This window comes from Desulfovibrio sp. GTC20076 (genome assembly GCF_055385905.1).
Genome location: NZ_AP039366.1, coordinates 1,614,522 through 1,636,469, shown reverse-complemented (window position 1 = coordinate 1,636,469; position 21,948 = coordinate 1,614,522). Strand labels below are relative to the sequence as shown.

General features: G+C 58.1%; 18 protein-coding genes. 4 read left to right on the top strand and 14 right to left on the bottom strand.

The window, feature by feature from the left end:
* Positions 1-4: 4 nt before the first annotated feature.
* The 9 genes from ACZ495_RS07180 to fdhD all read right to left on the bottom strand — a co-directional run bounded on the left by ACZ495_RS07180 (position 5) and on the right by fdhD (position 11,627).
* Positions 5-868, bottom strand: coding sequence for a glycine betaine ABC transporter substrate-binding protein (locus ACZ495_RS07180; RefSeq protein ID WP_012624455.1), 864 nt, complete (start codon positions 866-868; stop codon positions 5-7).
* 322 nt (positions 869-1,190) lie between these two features.
* Positions 1,191-2,033, bottom strand: coding sequence for an ABC transporter permease (locus ACZ495_RS07175; RefSeq protein ID WP_012624456.1), 843 nt, complete (start codon positions 2,031-2,033; stop codon positions 1,191-1,193).
* Positions 2,023-3,231: a quaternary amine ABC transporter ATP-binding protein gene (locus ACZ495_RS07170; RefSeq protein WP_012624457.1), complete on the bottom strand. Its 1,209-nt coding sequence runs from the start codon at positions 3,229-3,231 to the stop codon at positions 2,023-2,025. Before ACZ495_RS07170 ends, ACZ495_RS07175 begins: the two co-directional genes overlap by 11 nt.
* Before the next feature lie 1,078 nt (positions 3,232-4,309).
* Positions 4,310-5,272, bottom strand: a complete 963-nt coding sequence (locus ACZ495_RS07165) for a hypothetical protein (protein ID WP_464261977.1) — start codon at positions 5,270-5,272, stop codon at positions 4,310-4,312.
* Positions 5,272-6,144 (bottom strand): 4Fe-4S dicluster domain-containing protein, encoded by an 873-nt coding sequence (locus ACZ495_RS07160; RefSeq protein WP_464261976.1) that lies wholly within the window; start codon positions 6,142-6,144, stop codon positions 5,272-5,274. The genes ACZ495_RS07165 and ACZ495_RS07160 overlap by 1 nt, the downstream gene beginning before the upstream one ends.
* Positions 6,134-8,767: a molybdopterin-dependent oxidoreductase gene (locus ACZ495_RS07155; protein ID WP_296983500.1), complete on the bottom strand. Its 2,634-nt coding sequence runs from the start codon at positions 8,765-8,767 to the stop codon at positions 6,134-6,136. The genes ACZ495_RS07160 and ACZ495_RS07155 overlap by 11 nt, the downstream gene beginning before the upstream one ends.
* 12 nt (positions 8,768-8,779) lie before the next feature.
* A complete protein-coding gene (locus tag ACZ495_RS07150) occupies positions 8,780-9,286 on the bottom strand; it encodes a dehydrogenase (protein WP_041723929.1) in 507 nt (168 codons plus the stop codon).
* A 285-nt stretch (positions 9,287-9,571) separates the two neighbouring features.
* Complete coding sequence (locus ACZ495_RS07145) at positions 9,572-10,828, bottom strand: molybdopterin molybdotransferase MoeA (RefSeq protein WP_464261975.1); 1,257 nt, start codon at positions 10,826-10,828, stop codon at positions 9,572-9,574.
* A 1-nt stretch (position 10,829) separates the two neighbouring features.
* Entirely contained in the window at positions 10,830-11,627 is a 798-nt protein-coding gene (gene fdhD / locus ACZ495_RS07140; RefSeq protein WP_394026083.1) for a formate dehydrogenase accessory sulfurtransferase FdhD, read from the bottom strand.
* A gap of 300 nt (positions 11,628-11,927) precedes the next feature.
* On the opposite strand from fdhD, the gene ACZ495_RS07135 reads away from it, so the two are divergent.
* The 4 genes from ACZ495_RS07135 to ACZ495_RS07120 all read left to right on the top strand — a co-directional run bounded on the left by ACZ495_RS07135 (position 11,928) and on the right by ACZ495_RS07120 (position 16,780).
* A complete protein-coding gene (locus ACZ495_RS07135; RefSeq protein ID WP_296983489.1) occupies positions 11,928-12,389 on the top strand; it encodes a hypothetical protein in 462 nt (153 codons plus the stop codon).
* 14 nt (positions 12,390-12,403) lie between these two features.
* Entirely contained in the window at positions 12,404-13,450 is a 1,047-nt protein-coding gene (locus ACZ495_RS07130; protein ID WP_012624464.1) for a GNAT family N-acetyltransferase, read from the top strand.
* A gap of 331 nt (positions 13,451-13,781) precedes the next feature.
* Positions 13,782-14,459, top strand: coding sequence for an outer membrane protein (locus ACZ495_RS07125; protein ID WP_012624465.1), 678 nt, complete (start codon positions 13,782-13,784; stop codon positions 14,457-14,459).
* 872 nt (positions 14,460-15,331) lie between these two features.
* Positions 15,332-16,780 (top strand): DnaA ATPase domain-containing protein, encoded by a 1,449-nt coding sequence (locus ACZ495_RS07120; protein ID WP_012624466.1) that lies wholly within the window; start codon positions 15,332-15,334, stop codon positions 16,778-16,780.
* A 264-nt stretch (positions 16,781-17,044) separates the two neighbouring features.
* On the opposite strand, the gene ACZ495_RS07115 is transcribed toward ACZ495_RS07120, so the two are convergent.
* The 5 genes from ACZ495_RS07115 to ACZ495_RS07095 all read right to left on the bottom strand — a co-directional run bounded on the left by ACZ495_RS07115 (position 17,045) and on the right by ACZ495_RS07095 (position 21,927).
* The gene (locus ACZ495_RS07115) at positions 17,045-17,578 is read right to left on the bottom strand and encodes a hydrogenase maturation protease (protein WP_012624467.1); all 534 of its coding nucleotides are present in this window, start codon (positions 17,576-17,578) and stop codon (positions 17,045-17,047) included.
* A 241-nt stretch (positions 17,579-17,819) separates the two neighbouring features.
* Positions 17,820-18,524 carry a Ni/Fe-hydrogenase, b-type cytochrome subunit gene (gene cybH / locus ACZ495_RS07110; protein WP_012624468.1) on the bottom strand — a complete coding sequence of 235 codons (705 nt, stop codon included), beginning with the start codon at positions 18,522-18,524 and terminating at the stop codon, positions 17,820-17,822.
* Between the two features lie 53 nt (positions 18,525-18,577).
* Positions 18,578-20,392 (bottom strand): nickel-dependent hydrogenase large subunit, encoded by a 1,815-nt coding sequence (locus tag ACZ495_RS07105; RefSeq protein WP_012624469.1) that lies wholly within the window; start codon positions 20,390-20,392, stop codon positions 18,578-18,580.
* A gap of 11 nt (positions 20,393-20,403) precedes the next feature.
* Positions 20,404-21,507, bottom strand: a complete 1,104-nt coding sequence (locus ACZ495_RS07100; protein ID WP_012624470.1) for a hydrogenase small subunit — start codon at positions 21,505-21,507, stop codon at positions 20,404-20,406.
* A gap of 225 nt (positions 21,508-21,732) precedes the next feature.
* Positions 21,733-21,927: a hypothetical protein gene (locus ACZ495_RS07095; protein WP_464261974.1), complete on the bottom strand. Its 195-nt coding sequence runs from the start codon at positions 21,925-21,927 to the stop codon at positions 21,733-21,735.
* Positions 21,928-21,948 lie beyond the last annotated feature (21 nt).

Sequence of the window (21,948 nt, the reverse complement as noted above, 5' to 3'; positions counted from 1 at the left end):
TCAGTTACTTTGCCAGCCAGGCTTCCACCAGTTCAGGGTGCTCCTTCATGAAACGGCGGGCGTTTTTCATGGGGTCCGCGCCTTTTTCCTGATTCCAGGCCATGAGCTGCTGTAACTGCTCAGGGTTGGCGTAGGCGAATTTTGACAGAAAGGCATGGGCGGCGGGGTGGTCGTCCTTGAGGCCCTTGCGCGCCACATTATAGATGCCTTCTTCGCTGCCGAGGCTGCCCTTGGGGTCTTCAAGGTAATGCATGTCCCAGCGGCCGAACATCCAGTGAGGCGACCACGCCGTGACGACGATCCATTCCTTGTTGCGTATGGCGTCGGACAGGCTTGAGGTCATGATGGTATCGCTGCCTTCCATCAGTTCCATATTGTCAATACCGTAGTCTTTCATCAGTTTTTCCGTCAGCTGCATGACGCCCGCGCCGGGGTCGATACCCACGATACGGCTTTTGAACTTGCCGGCATTGGCTTTGAGTTCTTCAACGGATTTCAGCGTCACATAGTCCGGTACGGCGAGGCCAAGGCGTGCGCCCCCCGTAAGCTTGCCGAGCACTTCCACATTGTTTTTGACCTTGTTGTGCATGTCCTTGTGGGTGTCGGGCAGCCATGCGGTCACCATGGCATCGGCATCGCCGGTGGCAAGGCTTGTCCAGAGGATGGGCTGGGTCACGGGCAGCAATTCCACTTTATAGCCCAGCTTGTCTTCAAGCACGGCCTTGGCCAGATGGCTCGAAGCATTGGCGCAGTCCCATTCAACGTAGACAAGCTGAAGATTTTTATCTTCTTTTTTATCTTTGGCCATGACTCCTGCAGAGAGCAGCAGGGCAAAGGCCACGGCGAGAGTCAGTATGCGAAGTTTCATTGGTTCTCCTTTTACAAGGTTTTCCTTTTGCCGGTCGCAGCAACGGCGGCTGTGCGGCTGGCGCGGTTACGGGCATGGCTGCCCGCTCTGCGGCCGCGCACGGCCGTCATGCCGTAACACCAGCGTGAGCTAAATACTGTTAGCAGGCCGTTGAAAAACAGCCTTGCCCGTCCTGTGTGCGGCAGGGCCTCCACCGCGACATGGCGCAACTGCAGCCGTTGTCTGCAAGGTTTGCAAACAAACCGCGGCTGCACGGTATGGGGGCAATCCAAATTGAGCGCCCTGAAATTTTGAGAATGCGTATTCTCAAAATCAGTCCGGCCTAATGGGCCTTGCCGGAACTTTTTTGCGCCAGCGCACGGAAGAGGCGGTCAAGGGTAATGGCGACAATAACGATGCCAAGCCCGGCTTCAAAGCCCATGCCGATGTTGAGGCGCTGAATGGCCTTCCATACCTCGCCGCCCAGGCCGCGCGCGCCGATCATGGCCGCGATGACGGCCATTGAAAGGGCCAGCATGATTGTCTGGTTTACGCCTGCGACAATGGTGGGCATGGCCAGGGGCAGTTCCAGCTTATACAGACGCTGCATGCGGGTTGCGCCAAAGGCCTCGGTGCACTCCACAAGATCGCGGGGAACCTGCTGTATGCCCAGGCAGGTAAAGCGTATGGCCGGAGGCACTGAAAAGATGACCGTGGCTACCACCGCGCTGACCTTGCCGATGCCGAAAAAGGGAATGGCCGGAATAAGATACACAAAGGCTGGCATGGTCTGCATGACGTCCAGCACGGGCATGACAATTTTGCGTGCCACAGGGCTCATGGCCGCAAGAATGCCGCAGGGTACGCCTACCAGCACGGAAAGCAGGGTGGCAGAAAGCACCAGGGCCAGAGTGCTGATGGTGGGCGTCCACAGCCCCAGGTTCCACAGAAGGGCAAAGCCCAGAGCCACGAATACGGGCAGTCCCGGGCGGCGCGTTACCCACCAGGCCAGAGCCGCCAAAAGCAGAATAAAGAGCCACGGGGGCGGCAGCAGCAGAAATTCTTCAAAACGGTCCAGCAGGGCAAGCATGATTGCGGACCCGGCGCGGGTAACGCCGGAAAACTGCTCCACCAGAAACTCCACGCCGCTGTCAATATAACCGGCCAAGGGGAGTCTAGGCAGCATGCGCGCCTCTCCTGTCGTTATGTTCCACCAGAGCGCCCAGTAACAGTCCACGCACGATAACACCCTGTAAACGCTGGCGGTTATCTACCACAGCCAACGGGTAGGGCAGTTCGGCCATGAGCGGCACAAGTTCGGTAACGGGGGTGTCAGGTGTGACGGTCACGATGTCTGTGCGGGTTATTTCAGTAAGGTCCGAACGGCCCTCGCTGATCATGGCTTCGGCGTCATCGGCGTTAAGGATGCCCACAAAACGGCGGTGTCGGTCCAGCACAAAAAGCGAAGCAATGGAGTGTACGCGCATTTTGCGCAAGGCAGCGCGCGGGCCATCCAGACCAAGCACCGCGGTATCTTCGGAGCGCTTCATGACGCTGGCTGCGGTCAGTACCTGCGAGGCGTCGGCCGAGGCGACAAAACGGGCCACATAGTCGTTGGCCGGGGCCTGAAGGATTTCTTCGGGGGTACCTGTCTGCACAACGGCTCCGTCCTGCAGCAGGACAATGCGGTCGCCGAGCTTGAAGGCCTCGTTAAGGTCATGAGTGATGAAAACAATGGTCTTTTGAATGTCTTCCTGAAGCGACAGCAACTCGTCCTGCATTTCCTGCCGGATAAGGGGGTCAAGGGCGCTGAAGGCTTCGTCCATAAGCAGCACCTCCGGCTCAAGAGCCAGGGCACGGGCCAGGCCCACACGCTGCTTCATGCCCCCGGAAAGCTCGCCGGGGTAGGAGTTCTTCCACTGTGCAAGGCCGACGCGCTCAAGCATTTCTTCGCTTTTTTTCAGGCGCTGGGTTTCAGATACGCCCATGACCTCAAGGCCGAAGGCTGTATTCTGCAATACCGTGCGATGAGGAAAAAGCGCAAAATTCTGAAACACCATGCCGAAGCAGCGTTGGCGCACATGGCGCAGCCCTTTGGCATTCATTGTGGTTATATCCGCATCGTCCACAAGGATGCGCCCGGTGCTGGGCATGATCAGTCCGTTGAGGCAGCGCAGCAAGGTTGATTTGCCGCTGCCGGAAAGACCCATAATGACGAGCAGTTCGCTGTCTGTAATATCAAGGGATATGTCGCGCAGGGCCACTGTGGTGCGGGTTTTTCGCAGAATGTCCGCGCGTGAGGCGCCTTCGGCTGCCAGTTCAAGCGCCTGGTCCGGCTGTGGCCCGAAGACTTTAGAAATGTTTTGAATGGAGATTTTTGCCATATACCCTCCTTCTGCCGTGGCATGGAAATGTCGCGGGTGTAGCCCGTAACCGGGCGAGTATATGGAAGGACGAACAATGATTGATCGTCAAAACGAACTTGCTGGAGTCATCAGCGTTGACGGCACCAGCAGATGAACGCCTCCTCGGTACAAACCGAACTTCCATAAAGTGTTATAAAAAGTATTGTGAGAACGAAACAGCATCTTGTGCAGAAAAAAATTGTTACTCTATTGTGCTTTGGCTCCTTTGTCTTCGGCCGTCGGGCTGTTTAAAGTCGGGAATACAGGCCGGGACGGAAAATTTGCGTCGTTCACATTCCTGTTGCGCCATGCTGCAATGTGTATATGTAAATGCAGTATAACTCTTTTACACATGTTACATAATGAAAAAAGTTGTTTTTTCAGATATGCATTGAAGATTCTTTTAAGATGCGACCTTGGATGGCGCTGAATCTACAGAAGCTGTAGCACGGTGTTGAGGTTATTCTGAAGAGAATAACAGGGTGCCACGCTGTTTGATGTGATGTTCAGAGGATAATAGAGTAAAAAAACATGTGATGCAAGTATGAATTTTATTTCTGTATTTATTTTCATATTTCGGGGCCTTGGGCCGCCCTTTCAGGCTGGCGATGACCTTTGTGCGGTCTTGTATGCTGTGCGGGCGGCATGGCGGCGGGCTTGCCCGCAAGCGAGGGCACAAGGAGAAAAGGCCCGGTCGCTTGCTGGAGCAATGTATTTTTTTAAGCGCTCTAGCGACTGCGTGGCAGGCCCGGTGTGAAGGTGCAGCGCAATGTATTCGCGCGGTCAAGCGCTGTAGCGGGTGTGTCATCAGCGTTGAGCATACATATTTTCAAAATTGAAATGCTCCAGGGAAGAGCGCAGACGGGGGCGTATAAGATGACGCTCATGAAAAGCCCCTCCGCCTGGGCGGAGGGGCTTGTTGTCAGGAATATACCGGGCAATCTGCAGTTGAGTATGCCTTACCGGCGGGAGTATACATTTTCACAGTAGTCGGGCACCGCCAGTTGCCTGCGTGGACGCCGTGAAGGCCGCGGAGTGCCCGCAACGTGAAAACGCGCTATACGCCGCGCATGGGCAGCACAAAACTGTGGCGGCCCATAAGGGCAGAGGCCGCGATGCATAGCGTGGCCACAGCCACAAGGGCAGGTTGCGTTACTCCGGCCGTAACGGCAAGAAGGCAGGCAAATGCCACCACATCCAGGGCTGTGGCAGTGCCGAGATTACGGCGTTGCAGGGGGCTTGAGCCGTCTTTCAGGGCGGGCCGCAGGTGCAGCTCAAGCAGGAGCATGTCAATAGCAAGCATGGCGAGCATGGCAGGAAAGAGTCTTTGCAGGCCATTGGTCAGGTGCAGGGCCATGCCCATGGCCGTGAACAGGGCGCAGCCAAGCAGTATGCCGCCGTTGGTCAGATAGGCGGAAAACCAGCGGGCCTTGCGCCATACAGGGCGGGATGTGGCCGAAAAAAGCACACCCTTGTAGCAAAGGCCGGCAGCAGCGCAGATGCCGCCCAGGCCCAGAAAGAGCACGAGCACGCGCACCCCCGGCTCCGAACCGATAAAAGACATGACGCTGGCGGAACTGGCCGGTGACAGTATCTTGAAGCCGGTGAGCAGTCCCATAAGGCCCCATAATGCGGGTATGAGCATGGTTGCCGCCGAAAGGGTCAAGGCCCATACGCCCACCCACATGGGCGAGGTGGGGCGACAGGTGCGCAGCATGTGGTGAAAGCGCGTGGGGTCGCCCAGGTCGGCAACAAGCAGGGCAAGGTCGGCCACAAGAAGCAGCCATGCCAGCACAAAGGCGGGCTGCGCCAGAATGCCGAAGGTCACCGGCCGCAGCAGCAGGGCGCAGGTTGTGACAATGTAAAGCCCCAGGGCGGCATTGTTCAGCCACACATCAATGACCGTCATGTTGCCCCAGGGGGGCAGGTGGGGGATGATATCGCCGGAATAATCCTGGCTGTAGGACCGGGAGGTGTTTGGCGGCAGAGCGCCTCGTGTGTTTTGCGCGGTATTTTGCATTACAGGACACCTCCGAAAATGACTGACGCGCCCAGTATGGCAATGCCGAGAACCACTCCGGCGGCAGCGCGGATATAGTCGCCCTTGAGACGGCGGGCGGGATGCAGGGGAGTTTCGGGCAGGCCATAGGTGGAGGGCCTGTCCAGCAGCAGGAAAATATTGTGCAGTGACGAATAGTTTTCTGTGGGTTCAAGGCCGTAAAGGCGGGCATTGCTCACACCCTGTGCCCGCAGGTGGGCCAGGCGGTTGCGGGCGGCATTGCGCATGTCTTCAAGCCTGCCGAAGCGTATGGAAGCGGCGGGGCAGGTTTTGGCGCAAGCCGGCTGCAGGCCGTCACGCACCCGGTCAAGGCAGAAGGTGCACTTGTGCGAGTGGCCGCTTTTCTCATTTCTGGCAATAACGCCAAAGGGGCAGGCCGCAACGCATGAGGCACAGCCGTTGCAGATGTCTGCCTGCGGATACACGCCGCCCACTTCAGTGCGGACAAGCGCCCCCGTGGGGCAGGCCCGCATGCAGGGGGCATCGTCGCAGTGCTTGCAACTGTCGCTGGCGAGAAGCCAGTGCAGGCCCTGACGGTTATTGGCCGGAATATCGGTATCAATGACCTCGGCGAACTTTACATGCCGCCATGTGCGGGCGGAAAGTTCCAGGGTGTTGTCGTAGCTGCGGCCAGAAAGTCGTGGTTCAAGGCCTGGCAGCATGTTCCAGTGCTTGCAGCCCACCTGGCAGGCCTTGCAGCCGATACATACCGAGGTATCGGTAAAAAAGCCCACCGGCTCCTGCATCGCCGGTCCCGTGCCGCGTCTGAAAGGGTAAAGCAGGCGCTGTGCAAAGCCGCGGGGTTTTTTGGGAAGGCGCGTCTCAGTTATCATAGTCGAGCCTCCCTTCGGGCTTGCATATCCAGGGGACCTTGCTCATGGGAGCGTCGGGCAGAGGCGCGTAGGCATCCTTGAAGTCGCCCTTGTGTTCGCTGCGGGCCGTGAGCCTGCCGGGCCTGATGCGGCAGGCAATGGACTTGACGCTGGCAATGTCAGAATTGGGGCCGAGAGACAGCGCCGTGAGCACGTTGACGGAGTCTCCCGTCACCTCGCCCTTGTAGCCGAAATGCATGGGTACGCCCACCACGTGCACCTTGTTGCCGCAGACCATGAGCGGCTGTATGCGCGGGGTGACCAGCACCCGGCCTTCAATGGAGCCACGTTTGCTTTCGGCAATGACCCAGTCCAGATTGCGCAGGGCAAGGCTTGCGGCCAGTTCTGGGTCCATTTCAAAAAACAGGCTGGGCTGAAGCTCGTTGATCCAGCTTGAGCGCCGCGTCATAACGCCTGCCACAAACTGTTCCGTTACCCGGTAGCTTGTGAGAATGACGGGATAGCGGGGATCGCCCTGTGCGGCGATGGCATTGCGCGAGTCTTCGATGATTGTGGTCGAGGGGGATATCTGCTGTGCAGCCATGGTGTTGCGCACAGGGGTTTCCAGGGCCTCGTAGTGTACGGGCATGGGACCGTCGGAAAGGCCGAATGGCGCGAACAGCCAGCCCAGGCCGTCGAAATGCACAGTGAAGGGCGCATCGCCCGGTATGGCGTCCATGCCCCTGCTTTCGGGCGTTGGGCGGTAGTCCGGAGCCTTGTCGAGCACATAGTTGGGCACGTCCGCGCCTTTCCAGCGCCCGGCATTGGCATCCCAGTGGATGATGGCCTTGCGCTCGGACCAGGGCTTGCCCGCGGGGTCGGCGGAAGCGCGGTTATAGAGGATGCGCGAATTGCCCGGCCAGGCCCAGGCCCAGTCGGGGTAGAAGTTTTCGTCATCACCGATGGTGCCGCGCCGTTTGGCAAGATTCTGTCCCGGCGCGGGGTAGACACCACAGTAGAGGCGGCAACCGCAGGCGGTGGAGCCGTCGGCGGCAAGCTGGCCCGTAGCCTTGAGGTGCTCGCCCGTAACGGTATTGAATCCGTTCATTTCGCGCAGTACCAGTTCGGGGTCCGGCTCGTCTTCGCCGGGTTTGCAATAGTCCCAGGTAAGCTGTTGCAGGGCCTTGTCCTTCTCCTGGGTGGAATCGGCGTAAAGGGCCTTGAGACGCTTGCCGAGCTGGTAGACATACCAGAGGTCGGACCTGCTGTCGCCCGGAGCGTCCAGAACAGGTTCGTGCCACTGCACCAGCCGTTCGGTATTGGAAACCGAGCCGCCTTTTTCCATAGCCAGCGCGGCAGGCAGCAAAAAAACCTCTGTTCCCACAGTTTCCGGGCCGGGGCCGTCGGGGTCGGCGTACCATACGGCGGCGCTTTCTGTTTCAAAAGCGTCCACCACCACAAGCCAGTCCAGCTTGCGCATGGCTTCGCGGTGAAAGCCGGAGTTGGGTGAACTCACTGCCGGATTTTGCCCGAAAACAAACATGCCTCGCACGGTACCCTGCAGGGCTTCTTTGAAAAACGTCTGTTCGGATTCGTCCTTCTGCATTTTGGGCAGGTTCTGATAGCAATACTCGTTGTCTGCGGTGGCGGCATCGCCGTACCAGGCCTTGAGCAGGCTGACCATGTAGGAAGGCATGGCCGCCCATGCGCCCTTGAGGCCTTCTTGCCGCCACAGGCCGCTTTCTTCCCTGCCTCTGCGGCCACTCAGGCCGTGTCCGTATTCCAGCAGGTTTTTCAGGGTGGCGTGTTCGGCAATGGCCTTGGGCTGCGGAATGTAGTTGGGCAGATTGTTGAACAGGGTGGGAATGTCGGTGGCGCCCTGTACGTTGGCATGCCCGCGCAGGGCGACAATACCGCTGCCCGGGCGCCCCACGTTGCCGAGCAGCAACTGGATGATGCCCGCAGCCCGGATGATCTGCACGCCGCTGGTGTGCTGTGTCCAGCCTAGGGCATAGGCCATGACTGAAGTACGCTCCGGCCCGGAATTGCCCATAAGCAGATCGGCTACCAGTTCCACGTCTTCGGGGCTGCAACCGCAGGTTTCAGCCGCTCTTTCTGGCGTATAGCCTGCGTACTGTTTTTCAAGTACGCGCAGAACGCAGCGCGGATGCTGGAAGGTCGGGTCTTTTTTGGGCATTCCCTGTTCGTCCATCTCATAATCCCAGGCGTCCGGATCCTGGTCGTAGGAGCGTGTTGCCGGATTGAAGCCCACGAAAAGGCCGGTGTTTTCATCAAAGGAAAACTTTTCGCTCACCAGGGTGGAGGCATTGGTATAATGGCTGACAAAGTCGGCAAACCAGCCGTTTTTTTTCAGGATAAGATGGATAAGCGCGCCAAGAAAGGCCAGGTCAGAATCGGGCCTGATGCTTATGTGATGGTCGGCCACGGCCGAGGTGCGGGTAAAGCGCGGGTCTACGTGGATGAGGGTTGCGCCGCGTTCTTTTGCTTCCATGACCCATTGAAAACCAACAGGATGGGATTCCGCCATGTTGGAACCCATGACAAGGATGCAGTCGCTGTTGCGCATGTCGCGCGGAAAGTTGGTGCAAGCGCCGAAACCGAATGACGCGCCCAGACCGGGCACGGATGCGGAGTGTCAGAGCCTGGCCTGGTTTTCGACATCCAGCATGCCGAGACCGCCGGTGAAGAGCTTTTTCATCAGGTAGTTTTCTTCATTGTCGCTGGCGGAGCCGCCGAGAGAGGCGATGCTGTGGCAGGTGTTCACGGGCATGCCGGCCGCGTTCTTTTCCTGAAATCCGGCATCACGGGCGACCTTCATGAGCCGGGCTATGCGGTCCATGGCCCAGTCCATCGGGCGGTCTTCCCATTGGGTGGCATAAGGGGCGCGGTAGCGCACCGTGGCGACACGGTGAGGGCTGCGCAGCATTTGCAGGGTGTTTGACCCCTTGGGACAAAGGCGACCCCGGTTTACGGGGCTTTCGTCATCGCCTTCCACGCCGACAATTTCGCCCTGGTATGTATATATGTTCAGTCCGCATCCGATGGCGCAATAAAGGCATACGCCGTGGTGCTTTTCCGCGTCGCGGTATCTGCTGTGGCACACGGCAGTGCGCGGGCTGAGAGGTTCCTTGTGGTGGAGCATGTTCTTTCTCGCGGTTTTCGGCTGTTGGGAGAGCAGCGGGGCAAGCCCGTATTCACGCTTTTTTATGTAACAGGGCTATATGTTAGTCTGTATAGCAGGATCGTGCAATAGCAGTTTTTATCAATAAGGTCTGGTGACGTCAGAAATCCGGGAATCGTCGGGCAGGTCCCCGAAATACGCAGGCAGGGACGCCAGCCGCACTGGCGATTGCCTGCGAGACATGCGTGCGTCAGGGGAAGCGCCCCGGGGCTGCCCCGCGGGCGGATATTTTTGTGGCGGCACTGGTTACGGCAGAATGACAGCCACCTCGTCTCCACGCCGCAGGGGCGGGCATCCGGCGGGTATGTCCACAAAGCAGTTGCAGTCGTCACGCAGGGCTGGCTGCCCCACGCCCTCGCCGCGTGGGCGCAGAAAAACATCAGTACCCTCAAGCCGGGCCATGACAAGGCGGCGCGAGTCTTTGCGGCATGTGCCGAAGTCGTTGCTCATGATGCCGCGCTGTCGGGTCAGGCCATAGCGGGCGCGGCCGGAGAGCTTTTTGATAAGCGGCCCGGCCAGCAGCTCAAAGGCTGCTGCGGCAGCTACGGGGGTTCCCGAAAGGCCAAGCAGGATGGTCTTGCCCACAACGGCGCCCAGGGTCATGGTTCCCGGCTTCATGCTCAGCCCCCGGAAAAGCAGGCGGCCGCCGTGCCGGGCGGTGAGCCTGGCCGCCAGGCGGGGGACAAGGTCACGCGGTCCCCACGAAACGCCGCCAGTGGTAATGACAAGGGCGCTGTGGGGCAGCAGGTCTTCCATATGTTGCAGCAAAAGCGCGTCGTCATCGGGGCAGACCCGCATGTCGGCAATACGCGCGCCGAGCCGTTGCAGGCGTACGCCCAGCAAGGTGGCGCTGGTATTGTATATGCCTCCCTTGGGCAGCGGCAGGCCCGGCGGACACAGCTCATCGCCCGTGGCGAGCATGCTTGCTGCGGGGCTGCCATATACAGGTACATGGGTATGCCCCTGACCGGCCAGCAGGCCGAGGGTGCCGCTGTGCAGCATGTCGCCCCTGCCTACAAGCAGTCGTCCCGGGGCGACATCACGTCCCTGGGCGTGACAGTTGCGCCCGGGCGCAAGGCTGTGGCACACGCTGATGCTGTGGTCGTGCCTGGTGGTATCTTCCTGCCAGATCACACAGTCGGCTCCGGGGGGCAGCATGGCTCCGGTGGTTATGCGTGCGGCCTGGCCGGGTTGCACCGGCACACCCGGTCCGCTACCCGCATAGAGAAACTGGGTCACCTGCAGGGCGGCCGGAGCTTTCGGGCTTGCTGCGACAAGGTCGGCGCTGCGCGCGGCGTAGCCGTCCACCTGTGCGCGGTCAAACGGAGGCTGCGGCAACACGGCATACATGTCTGTTGCGCATATCCGCCTGTCGGCCTCCAGCAGGGGAAGCGAAAGAGTCTGCTCCACCGGGGCGGCGCAGGCCAGCAGGGCAGCCAGCGCTTTTTCCAGAGGCAGCATGCCCTGCGCTGAAGCCGCCGGCGAATGCGGGCAGTGCGACATGTCAGACAATCCTGTGCGGACAGGTATATATATTGATATTGCCCTGACGCACAAAACCCAGAATGGAGATGTCGACGGCCCTTGCCAGTTCCACTGCCGCCAGCGAGGGCGCGCCGGGGGCCACCAGCAGGCGCACACCACAGGCTGCGGCCTTTTCCAGCATGTCCAGCGCCAGTCTGCCGCTGAAAATCATGAGTTTGCCCTGCGGCCCGATGCCACGCAGCAGCATGGCCCCGATAAGTTTGTCCAGGGCGTTATGGCGGGCGATGTCTTCATAAAAAAGCAGAACTCCGGAGGGGTCGGCCAGTGCGCAACTGTGGGCTGCCCCGGTAAGCCGGTAGAGATTGCAGTGCTCCTCAAATTCCGCCTGCAATTCGTGAACCCTGTCGGCAGTAAGGCATATGGCGTCTTCAGGCGCGGGGACAGAGGGAGGAGGGGGATCAAGGGTCACGGCCATGCTGCCCGCAGGGGGCTGATCGGGCGCAGTCGCCATACGGAGCTTGACCGCCGTGCCTTTGGCGTCTGTGGCGGCCTGCGTGCGGGACGGCGCGGGGGGCAAAATGCTCAGGGAACGTATCTGCCGGGCGTCTTGCAGCAGCCCCAGGGTAAACAGCCTGCCCACGGCCAGTTCCTCAAGCTTGTCGGGCATGCAGTGCAGACAGGCTACGGTTTTTCCGTTGCATGTAAGATTATAGGCTTCTTCGCGCAGGAGCAGGTCGTCCACTTCATATCTGCCCAGACGGTTGATGCGGGTAAGGGTAATGGGAAAACAGACCGGGGGATGATCGGGCTTGGACATGGCGGGCGGATTTCTCCTTGCGGTAGGATGCTGCGCCTGCGGCGGGTGGCGGCAGACGGCTTATCTTCAGTTTCGGCCAAAACGGGCTGAAAAACAAGAGGCCTTGCGGTACGGAGTTTTCACTGTCGGACGCGGCGCGCCAGCTCCATGCAATGTCTTGTAAAAGAGGGCTTTTCATTATCAGCATGCTCACCTAGTATGGAGCAGGCACCCGGACCGGGCCGAACTGATTCCCTAGACAGGGCGCCCGGCGCGTTGCCCATCAGAAAAATACGAATCTGCCGCAAAGGAGCTTTTGTCATGAAAAAACTTTTGCTCTGCATTCTTTTTGTGCTTCTGGCGCTTCCCGCCCTGGCGGATGACGGCAGCCCCATGTGGAAGGACTTCAAGGCCAGGTGGATGAGCGTATTCCCTGCCGGTTCGGTGACAGTCCAGGACCAGGGGCAGATAAAGATATGTACCCTGGAGGAAGGCGTGACCGCCACGTTTTTTCTGGATAACGACGGGGTGGTGGAGCGCGCTGTGGTGAGCAACATGCTTCCGTCTTCGAGTCGCTACTTTGAGGGCGTTGCCCAGACCATCAAGGTTCTGGCAGGGCAGGACCCGCAAACTGCTGCCGTGAGCGCGGCCTTTGCCACCACCGCACCTGCCGTGCTGTGGCGGACTGCCGGCGGTTTTTGCTTTGAGCGTACGCAGGATCCGGGCGCAGGCTGGTTTTTTTATGCCAGCCGGGGCGAACAGTGTCCCACAGAAGTGAAGTAGGGCGAGAGGCAGCCTTGCAGACACCCTATGCGCGTCAGATGAAAAAGCTTGCGTTTCACGAACTTGAAAATCATGAGGGCTGGCAGCGGGCCGCCCTGTATTCAGGGCAGGCAGATCCTTTTTGCTGTCTGCCGGCCTGGCAGCTTTCCTTTCATGAAGTTTTTGCTCCCGAACGGCAGCTTATGGTGTGGTATGAACCGGGACGTGTTGTGGACAGCGTGCTGGTGCTGGCGGAGCAGGTTTTTTCCGCAGAATCGGTACTGCTGACTCCCATAGACACGCTGTGGTTTTTCAGTTCGCCTCTGCTGGGACCCCACGCCGTGGATATGCTGGCCCGCGCCATGAGCGATCTGGCTGCGATGTACCATCCATATTTTCCGCGTATTGTCATCAGCGGTCTGCAGCCGGGCGGCGCAATGCCCCGCCGTCTCCTGCAGGTCTTTGGCCGTAGCTTTGATTTCTTCATGCACTCGGAAACAGTGCAGTGCGCGGCCTCTCTGGATGGCGGCCTGGATGGCTTTTTGTCACGGCGCTCCGCCAATCACAGAGCCAAGCTTGCCAAGGGCAGCAGGCGTGCCCGAGAACGGGGCATCGTCTACGAGCGACATGTTCCGGCTGCGGAGGACGAGGCGGTGGCCGTGCTTGCCCGCATGTTGGCCGTGGAAGAAGAAAGCTGGAAGGGCCAGGGACAATGCGGCATGACCGAAGAGCCTGCCCGCAGTTTTTATGCAGCCATGTTGCGGCGTCTGGCCCCGGCGCGCGCCGCGCGCGTCATGTTTGCCCGGCATGAGGACAGGGATGTGGGTTTTATTTTTGGCGGCATGGCAGGCGGCATATACCGTGGACAACAGTTCAGTTATGACCGCAACTGGAAAGATGCCGGTATAGGTAATCTGCTGCAGCTTGAACAGGTCGCCTGGCTGTGCGAAGAACATGCCACACGCTACGACATGGGGCCGGTTACGGGTCCCCGCATGGGGTACAAGGCGCACTGGACGGAAAAACGCCTGCCCATACAGACCTGGCTTATGGTAAAAAAACAGTCCGGCTTTCCGCAGTAAATGTTGTTGCGTCCTGTCCCACGGGACAGTGTACTCTTTGTTGCCGGATATCTGGGTAACGCCGCCCGCCTGCTGCGGATTTTGGGCCTGTTTCTCGCAACAGGCCTTTTTATTTGCTATTTGTATTTCTTTCCTGACGGTTTTCAATGTTCTGCCTATAAAATTTTCTGTGAAACGGGTGCGCCTGGCGGCCTTGCGTCAGGGCGCAAAGCCTTGATATGCGCGTATACTTGAGAGGATTTATAGAAAATTTATTGACATTTTCTAGCTAATAAACCAGATTTGAGGCTGCCCTCGCAAAAAAATGAGGGAAAGTACTAGGAGGACTGTCATGAAACGTTTTATAGTCGCTATGGCGCTTGCCCTTTCGCTTGCCCTTCCCGGGCTGGCCGCTGCCGAAGGCACCGGCATGTACCTGGCCCCCAAATTCCTTATGAGCATCCAGAGCACCGGACAGATGGAACGTTCCAGTGGTCTGGCCGGTAGCGGGGTCGACAACTACAACCAGTTCACCCTTGGCGGCGCTATGGCCCTGGGCTATGACTTCTGGCCCCAGCAGATGCTGCCCCTGCGCGCTGAAATCGAATTCGCCCTGCGCGGCAACAGCGAAAAAAGCTGGAGCGACGGCGGCTCGAACCTGCGTGATGTCAAGGGCGTCTGGAACAACTCCACCCTGTTCGCCAACCTGTTCTGGGACTTCCGCAACGATAGCGCCCTTACCCCTTATGTGGGCGGTGGTATCGGCCTGGCTTTCAACTACACCGGCTACACCTTCAAGGACAACAACGGCAACAAGTTTGAAGCTGACGACCGCTTCACCAACTTTGCCTGGAACCTGGGCGCCGGTGTGTCTTACGACATCAACGAAAGCTTCACCCTTGACGCTTCGTACCGCTTCGTGGGCCTCGGCTATAACGAAGTCAGCTCCACCGTGAACGGCATCAAGTACGAAGTGGGCAACCGTCCCTACAACAATGAATTTATGATCGGCCTGCGTTACGGCTTCTAGAGCACGTTATCTTGAGAACATGATTCTCGAGATTTTTGCAACGTTCGCTACGGCGTTTAACAGCACAACCAGTTCGTTTGCGCCTTTGTGGTGAATGTTTCCTGCGCAGATGCAGAGTTCTGGTCGATTGTTGCTCTGGCTGAAGGCACTACTTGCTGCGACGCAAGCCGCCCCTGTACGGCGATGAAAGCCACGGATGCAACAGCGCTGTTTGAGGCGCAAAGATCAAGAGCCTCCCGGGATTGTCCCGGGAGGCTCTTTGCTGTTGGCAAGGCGCGCCTGTAAGGCTGTTTGCCGGGGCGTTGATGAAGAAGCTGGTCTGTGGGGCGTTTATGCTTTTGGCGGGCCTTGTAAACAGTTTTCTACAGGATCGGATTATTCCCCGTATGAAGCACATGGGCAGGGGCGGCGGCTGCGGCGGCGCACGCAGGTGTAATGATCGTCCGGCTGCGAATCTGCGTGGCGTGATTCCTGTGGTTGCTTAGCCGTGTTTGCCTTGCACAGCCGGATTTGCGCATGAGAGAAAAAAGGGAAAAAATCTTTTTTCCCCCTTGACAATCAATGCGGCCTTATAGTTCGGAACTTTTGGCGTGCATGGATAAAAAATGGAGAATACATGAGAAAAACAGAGTAAATCTGTTTTAGATTTGTGGATAAAATGTTGCTGTTTTGTGCATATACCAAAGGCTATTATTATGCACCTTACGGGCTAAGGCTTTTCAGGGCGGCCACACAGGCTGTCAAATAGAAAAAAATAAAACATTTCTGACAATTAACAGGAATGGCAATTGGGGAAAGCAAAAGCCGCCTCCGCCCCAAACAGCCTTTATTCATCAATTGCCCGCCGCCCGGATTTTGGGCTACAAGGCGTCATGCGAGATAAATGGGCTGAAATTTCTGAAAATCTCAAAAAAATGCTTAAATCCGGACTTTTCAAGGTCTGGATTGCTCCTCTGCACGCCAGTGTTCATGAAGGCGGGCTGCACCTTGTGGCGCCCAATGCCTACGTGGCCGGCAGGCTGGAAAGCATGATGCTTGCCTCACTGCGTGAGGCTGCCGCGCCTGTTCTTGGCCTTGAGCCGGAGCAGGTCGATGTACGTATCGAGGCAGCAGAGCAAAGTGCAGACGCAGAGATTGTTGAAGAAAAACAAAGTAGTATGCAAAAAAAACCTGCCGATAGAGCTGATGTTTCAGCTTCCGCGCCTTCTGCCGTTGCGTCTTTTATGGCGCCGGCCCGGGCGCCGCGTCAGGCATCGCTGCCGCTTCCGTCTGTGGCCGTGTACCGTGATACGCAGAATTGGCGATATTCCTTTGCCGATTTTGTGGTAGGACCCACCAACAATATGGCTGTTGCCGCCGCGCAGGATGTGAGTCGCAGTTGTGGCTGTGTGCGCACCCTTTTTGTCAATTCCAGCTCGGGGCTGGGCAAAACACATCTGGCCCAGGCCGTGGGGCGCGCCATCAGCGAAGAAGGCACCAATGCCCGCGTGGGCTATCTTACGGCCGAAGAATTTGCCTCGCGTTTCGTCACGGCCTTGCGGGCGCAGGACATTGAAGGCTTTAAGGCCCGCTTTCGCGAACTTGATGTGCTCCTGATGGAAGACGTGCACTTTTTCCAGGGTAAGGAAAAAATGCAGGATATGGCCCTGGCTGTTGTTAAAAGCCTTCAGGCCAAAGGCGGGCGCGCCATTTTTACCTCTTCGTTTTCACCGCGCGAACTGCAGAAAGTGGACAGCCAGCTTGTGTCGCATTTCTGTTCCGGCATTCTGACCGACATGGGCCGACCCACCAAGGATATGCGCTGTGACATTCTTGGGCGCAAGGCCAGAACATTTCAGGTGCTTTTGCCCGAATCGGTCTGTGACCTGCTCGCCAGCCGCCTGACGGGCGACGTGCGTCAGATGGAGTCCTGCCTTAACAGCCTTATCTTCAAGGCCCGCCTGCTGAACTGCGGCCTGAATGTCGATCTGGCCATGGAAGTTCTGAGCCAGTACGCTGACGTGGCCTGCGGTCCTGATTTTTCCACGATCCTGCGCCTTGTTTGTGAAAGTTACGGTCTTAACGAGCGCCAGCTGTCTTCGCGCTCACGCCGCAAGGAATGCGTGGTCGGGCGCAACACGGCATTTTATCTGGCTCGCAAGCATACGGAAATGACCCTGGAAGAAATCGGCGAAAAATTCAACCGCCGTCATTCTACCGTCATTAAGGGCATTACTTCGCTTGAGCGTGAACTTTCCAGAGAATCCACTGAGGGCCGTCGTATCGCCCGCGCCGTATCACTTATTGAGCGTAATGCAGGGCTGGCTGAACGCCCCATGTAGAGTTTTATTGCCCATACGGCAAATGAGCGGCCCGGTTTTTAAAAACCGGGCCGCTTTTGCATGATTGCGTTTGGGTGCTGCTGTGAGATTTTGGTTCTTGAATCTGGTGCAGATTATCTTTGAGACCGCTTATGCCCGGAAGGTATGGCTTCTGCTGCCTCCACCTCGGGGCAGGAAAATTTTTGCAACTGAGTGAAACCTGATACCGGTTTTTGGTGTGTGTGGGGAACCTTTTGCAAAAGGCCCCCCACAGGTTTGAACCGCTCACAGTTCCCCCAGCAGCAGGGCATCCAGCGCAGATGCGGATAAATGACGGGGTTCATCGCGCCGCGCGGGGTTCACGCCCCATTGGCGCAAAACGTCCAGCGCCATGGCCTCTCCTTTGTCCATGCAGCAGGCCACCGCCGGGGAAAGCGCCGCGCCCAGGGTCATGGCCGCGGGCTGCACGCCGATAAGCGCACAGTGCCCCGGCATGTTGCCGCGCAGGGTCGCCAGACCAAGGACCTCGGAAAAACTGTTCTGGTGCGGTCCGATTTTTTGTGCGGTAAGATAGGCGGGCATCTGTTCACGCAGCACCATCTCCCCCGGTTCAAGGCCAAAGTCCACTGCATCCAGTACCAGCAGCCTGTCCGCGCGTTCCACATAGGTCAGCAGCGTCTGGCCTTGTGTGCCGCCGTCCACCACTTCTACATTGCCGGGAAAATCCCAGCGGGAATAGAGATTTTGCGCCAGCCTGACGCCGTAGCCTTCGTCGCCGTAAAGAATATTGCCGAGGCCGATGATAATTACCGCTTCCATGAGATATCCTGTTTTTGTAGGCAGGCCGGGCCTGCAAGCAGAAGGCGGCCCCACTGCAGTGAAGCCGCCCTGTTGTTGCGTCTGATGCGGTCCTGGGGCAGATTAACGTTGAAATGTTTTACATTTCAACGTTGTCATTCTGCCGAAAAGTGGGATTTTTGGCAGAATCCACGTCGCGTTGCGCCGCGCTGCATTCTTATGCAGAGTTGGAGCATTTACATTTTTTCAAGGTTAAAATGCTCTAGGTTTTACGCCGCTCTCTGTAACCGCTGAACATGGTGGAAACCAGAGTGGTCTTGCCCATGATTTCTTCACGAATAACCATGTATATATGTACGGTTACAAAGGTGACCAGAAGAAGCATGCCCAGTCTGTGCAGGCTGCGCAGTTCCTGGCCGTTGCCGCCTATCCAGTAGGCGAAGTCCAGCACAAAGCGGAACGGCTTGAAGAAAGCCAGGCTGCTGCTCTCGGCATACATGCCGAGGCCGGTAAGCATGATCACGAGCATGAAAACCATGCCCACAGCCATGCCTGCCTGGGCCAGAGGGTTGTGCCCCACATGGGCGCGTGGCTCTTTATCGAGAAAGAGATACCAGCGGATGTCGTGCCACAGGTCGTTCCACCAGGCTTTGCTCCAGACGGGCAGAATGATCAGCTCACGCGAGTAGCGGTTGCCGATAATGCCGTAAAGGTAGCGCAATACTGTGGAGATGATAAGAATAAAGCCCGCGATGAAATGTGCCATGCGGGTGTAGCCCATATAAAAGGTGTCATAGGCTGACGTACCGGCTACGGACAGCCAGGGTTTGCCTATGATGTAACCGGTAATGATGAGCACGCTTACACAGGCTACCATGACCCAGTGCCAGATGCGTATGGGCAACTGGTACACATAGATGCTTTTGCCCATGGGTACTTCGGGCGTGCTTTGTCTTGTATCGCTCATATCGTTCTCCTACGCTTGGGGCGCTTACGCGCCGGGCGTCAGCGGGGCCGGAGCTACATGCCTCGGTCCATGCGCACAGTGAGCAGGTCCTTGCCGTCGGGGCCAATAATGTGGGTCGAGCAGGCAAGGCAGGGGTCAAAGCTGTGCAGGGTGCGCAGGATTTCCAGGGGCTGTTCGGGTATGGCCATGCGGGTATTCATCAGCGAGGCCTCGTAAGCGCTCAGTTGGCCGTCGGGGCTGCGCGGTGCGCCGTTCCAGGTGGTGGGGACCACGCACTGGTAGCTTTCGATTTTTCTGTCCCTGATTTTAACCCAGTGACCGAGAGCGCCGCGCGGCGCTTCGGTAAAGCCCACGCCCCGCAACTCGCCGGTGGGCCAGGATTCGGGCTTCCACTTGGTGGTGTTGGCTGTGGCGCGGACTCCGTTCTTGAGGTTGGTGATAAGGCGATCGTAAAAATAGCGCATTTTTTCAGCAGCCCATGCCAGTTCCAGAGAGCGGGCGGCTATGCGCCCCAGTGTGGATTGCAGCACCGTAACAGGCACGCCGCCTGCGCGCCCCAGGAAGTCGTCCACAAGGCCCTTGATGTCGTCATTTTTACGGGCGTAGCCGATGAGCATGCGGGCCAGGGGGCCGACTTCCATCTGGTGCCCGCGCCACAGGGGGGTCTTGAGCCAGGAGTAACGGTCCCGTTCGTCCACCTGCTTGAGGTCTGTGGGGGTACCCTTGATATTGGGGCCGGGATTGTAGTGCGGTTCGGTGATGCCCTCCCAGGGGTGCAGGCCGGTTTTTCCGGCGGGGTAGGGCTTGTACCAGGAATGGTTGACGGTTTCCTGGATTTCTTCGGGATTGGTCAGACTCACGGGCAGCACTTCGTTGAAGTTGCCGTTGATGATGGCCCCGGGAGGCATGAGCAGGCTGTTTTCGGTATAGTCGTTGGCAATGTCGGGAATGCCGCCATAGGCCAGCACCGAGAGTTTGGACAGGCCGCCGCCGATGTTGAGCCAGTCGCCGTAAAAGCCGGCCAGAGCGAGCGTGTCCGGAATAACCACCTGCTGGGCAAAGGTACGGCAGCGCTCGATAACCTGAAGCACGAAGTCCAGGCGTTCCTGATTGATGACATCGGCCGCGCCCACGCCGTCAATGTTGAGCGAGCAGGGCACGCCCCCCACCAGCCAGTTGGGATGGGGGTTTTTGCCGCCGAAGATGGTGTGGATGTGCACCACGTCTTTCTGGAAATCCAGAGCCTCGATATAGTGGGCGACCACCATAAGGTTGGCTTCGGGCGAGAGCTTGTAGGCGGGGTGTCCCCAGTAGCCGTTGGTGAATATGCCAAGCTGGTTGGAATTGATGAGCTTGAGCAGCTTGTCTTTGACCGACTTGAAGTAGCCCGGCGAAGAGTTGGGCCAGGGCGACAGTTTTTGTGCCAGTTCGGACGTTGCCTTGGGGTCGGCCTTGGAGGCCGAAACCACGTCCACCCAGTCCAGCCCCGTGAGGTGGTACAGGTGCACGAGGTGGTCGTGGTACATAAGGCAGAGCTGCATGAGGTTACGGATGATGTTGGCATTGTCGGGAATATCAATGCCCAGGGCGTTTTCCACGGCATGCACCGAGGCCAGGGCATGCGTACCGGTGCATACACCGCAGATGCGCTCGGTAAAGGCCCAGGCATCGCGGGGGTCGCGTCCTTTGAGGATGATTTCTATGCCGCGAAAAATGGTGCCGCAGGATACGGCGTTGGTGATCACGTTGTCGTCGTTGATATTCACTTCGCAGCGCAGATGACCTTCAATGCGGGTCACGGGGTCCACAACGAGGCGGCGGCCCGCGTCAACAACAGTATATCCTTGTGTCTTGTATTCATAGGACATGGGTGCGTTCCTTAGCTCTTGCTGGTGTCTTCGTTAGCTTCCGGGGCTTTCTTCTTGTCGCAGGCATGACGGACCATGCTGGCCGCGCCGTGAATAGCCACACCGGCGGCCACGCCCGCCACTGCGGCCACCCCCACGCTTTCAGCCGTGGAGTTGGTTCCCATATGCGGGATGGTGGTGATGCGGTCGTAAAAGGACTGCTGATCCCAGAAGTTCTGTTCCGAGCAGCCAATGCAGCCATGCCCGGACTGGATGGGAAAGGAAACGCCGTTGTTCCAGCGGGTGGAGGGGCAGGCATTGTAGGTGGTGGGGCCTTTGCAGCCCATCTTGTACAGGCACAGGCCGGAGCGCGCGCCTTCGTCGTCCCACGATTCTACAAACTGGCCCGCGTCAAAGTGGGCACGGCGGTAGCACTGGTCGTGTACGCGCACGCCGTAGAACATTTCGGGCCGCCCTTGTGCATCAAGGCTCGGCAGGCGGTCATAGGTGATGATGTAGGTCAGGATGGAACTCATGACCTCGGGAATGGCCGGACAGCCGGGAACCTTGATCTGCGGTTTGTTGGGGAAAAGCTTGTGCAGGGGGGTGGCCGCAGTGGGATTGGGCGAAGCCGCCTGCACGCAGCCCCAGGAGGCACAGGTGCCCCAGGCGACCACGGCCTTGGCATGCTCCACGCCGCGCTTGAGCTTTTCATAAAAGGGTTTGCCGCCGTCAATGCAGTACATGCCCTGTTCATTCAGGGGCACGTTGCCTTCCACAGCCAGGATGTACTGGCCCTTGTACCTTTCAATGGCCTGCTCGTAGCAGGCATTGGCCTGTTCGCCGGCAGCTGCCATGATGGTGTCCTGATAGTCCAGGGCAATCATTGAAAGAATAATGTCGGCCGCCAGGGGGTGGGCCGTGCGCAGGAAGGATTCGGTACAGCAGGAGCAGGAAAGACCATTGATCCAGAGTACCGGAAGACGGGGTTTGGTGGAAAGGGCCTGGGCAATAGCCAGGTCCGCGCCGGGGCCAAGCCCCATTGCAACGGCTGTGAGCGCGCAGAACTTCATGAAGTCCCGGCGGCTGACGCCTTTGCTGCGCAGAACCTCGGCGGTTGTTTCAAGACGTGCCATAGTTACCTCAACGCTTGCTAGGTTGGAAGTGAGCTGTGAGGAGGGGGTGCAAAAGCTGCACCGGGCAGAGAAGGGGCTATACTCAAGCCCGCTTTATCATAAAATCTACTAATAAGGTTATAGGGCAGTACTTGCAAAAGCAAGTGAAAAAATTGAATGAATTCTGCAAGGAGCAGGGCGGTTCGGCCGGCGGTACAAAAAACGCGGCAGAATATACCGCATTTTCTATTTGCCCTGTTTGCGCAGCTTCATCGCAGCCAACGTGTGCACATTAAGAAAAGAGAGGTTCTTTTGAATAAAAGAACCTCTCTTCATAACAGGCTTTTCAGATGTCTGGAGCAGACCGGCTTTGAGGGTACATATCCTCAAGGCTTGCCAGGCGTTCCCTTCAACATTTTTTATCAGGTCAACAAAATGCATTTACGCTTCAGCGGCAGACGC

Coding starts and splice junctions, on each gene's coding strand:
- ACZ495_RS07180 (WP_012624455.1), bottom strand. CDS start 868: ATGAAACTTCGCATACTGACTCTCGCCGTGGCCTTTGCCCTGCTGCTC.
- ACZ495_RS07175 (WP_012624456.1), bottom strand. CDS start 2,033: ATGCTGCCTAGACTCCCCTTGGCCGGTTATATTGACAGCGGCGTGGAG.
- ACZ495_RS07170 (WP_012624457.1), bottom strand. CDS start 3,231: ATGGCAAAAATCTCCATTCAAAACATTTCTAAAGTCTTCGGGCCACAG.
- ACZ495_RS07165 (WP_464261977.1), bottom strand. CDS start 5,272: ATGCAAAATACCGCGCAAAACACACGAGGCGCTCTGCCGCCAAACACC.
- ACZ495_RS07160 (WP_464261976.1), bottom strand. CDS start 6,144: ATGATAACTGAGACGCGCCTTCCCAAAAAACCCCGCGGCTTTGCACAG.
- ACZ495_RS07150 (WP_041723929.1), bottom strand. CDS start 9,286: ATGCTCCACCACAAGGAACCTCTCAGCCCGCGCACTGCCGTGTGCCAC.
- ACZ495_RS07145 (WP_464261975.1), bottom strand. CDS start 10,828: ATGTCGCACTGCCCGCATTCGCCGGCGGCTTCAGCGCAGGGCATGCTG.
- fdhD (WP_394026083.1), bottom strand. CDS start 11,627: ATGTCCAAGCCCGATCATCCCCCGGTCTGTTTTCCCATTACCCTTACC.
- ACZ495_RS07135 (WP_296983489.1), top strand. CDS start 11,928: ATGAAAAAACTTTTGCTCTGCATTCTTTTTGTGCTTCTGGCGCTTCCC.
- ACZ495_RS07125 (WP_012624465.1), top strand. CDS start 13,782: ATGAAACGTTTTATAGTCGCTATGGCGCTTGCCCTTTCGCTTGCCCTT.
- ACZ495_RS07120 (WP_012624466.1), top strand. CDS start 15,332: ATGCGAGATAAATGGGCTGAAATTTCTGAAAATCTCAAAAAAATGCTT.
- ACZ495_RS07115 (WP_012624467.1), bottom strand. CDS start 17,578: ATGGAAGCGGTAATTATCATCGGCCTCGGCAATATTCTTTACGGCGAC.
- cybH (WP_012624468.1), bottom strand. CDS start 18,524: ATGAGCGATACAAGACAAAGCACGCCCGAAGTACCCATGGGCAAAAGC.
- ACZ495_RS07105 (WP_012624469.1), bottom strand. CDS start 20,392: ATGTCCTATGAATACAAGACACAAGGATATACTGTTGTTGACGCGGGC.
- ACZ495_RS07100 (WP_012624470.1), bottom strand. CDS start 21,507: ATGGCACGTCTTGAAACAACCGCCGAGGTTCTGCGCAGCAAAGGCGTC.
- ACZ495_RS07095 (WP_464261974.1), bottom strand. CDS start 21,927: ATGCATTTTGTTGACCTGATAAAAAATGTTGAAGGGAACGCCTGGCAA.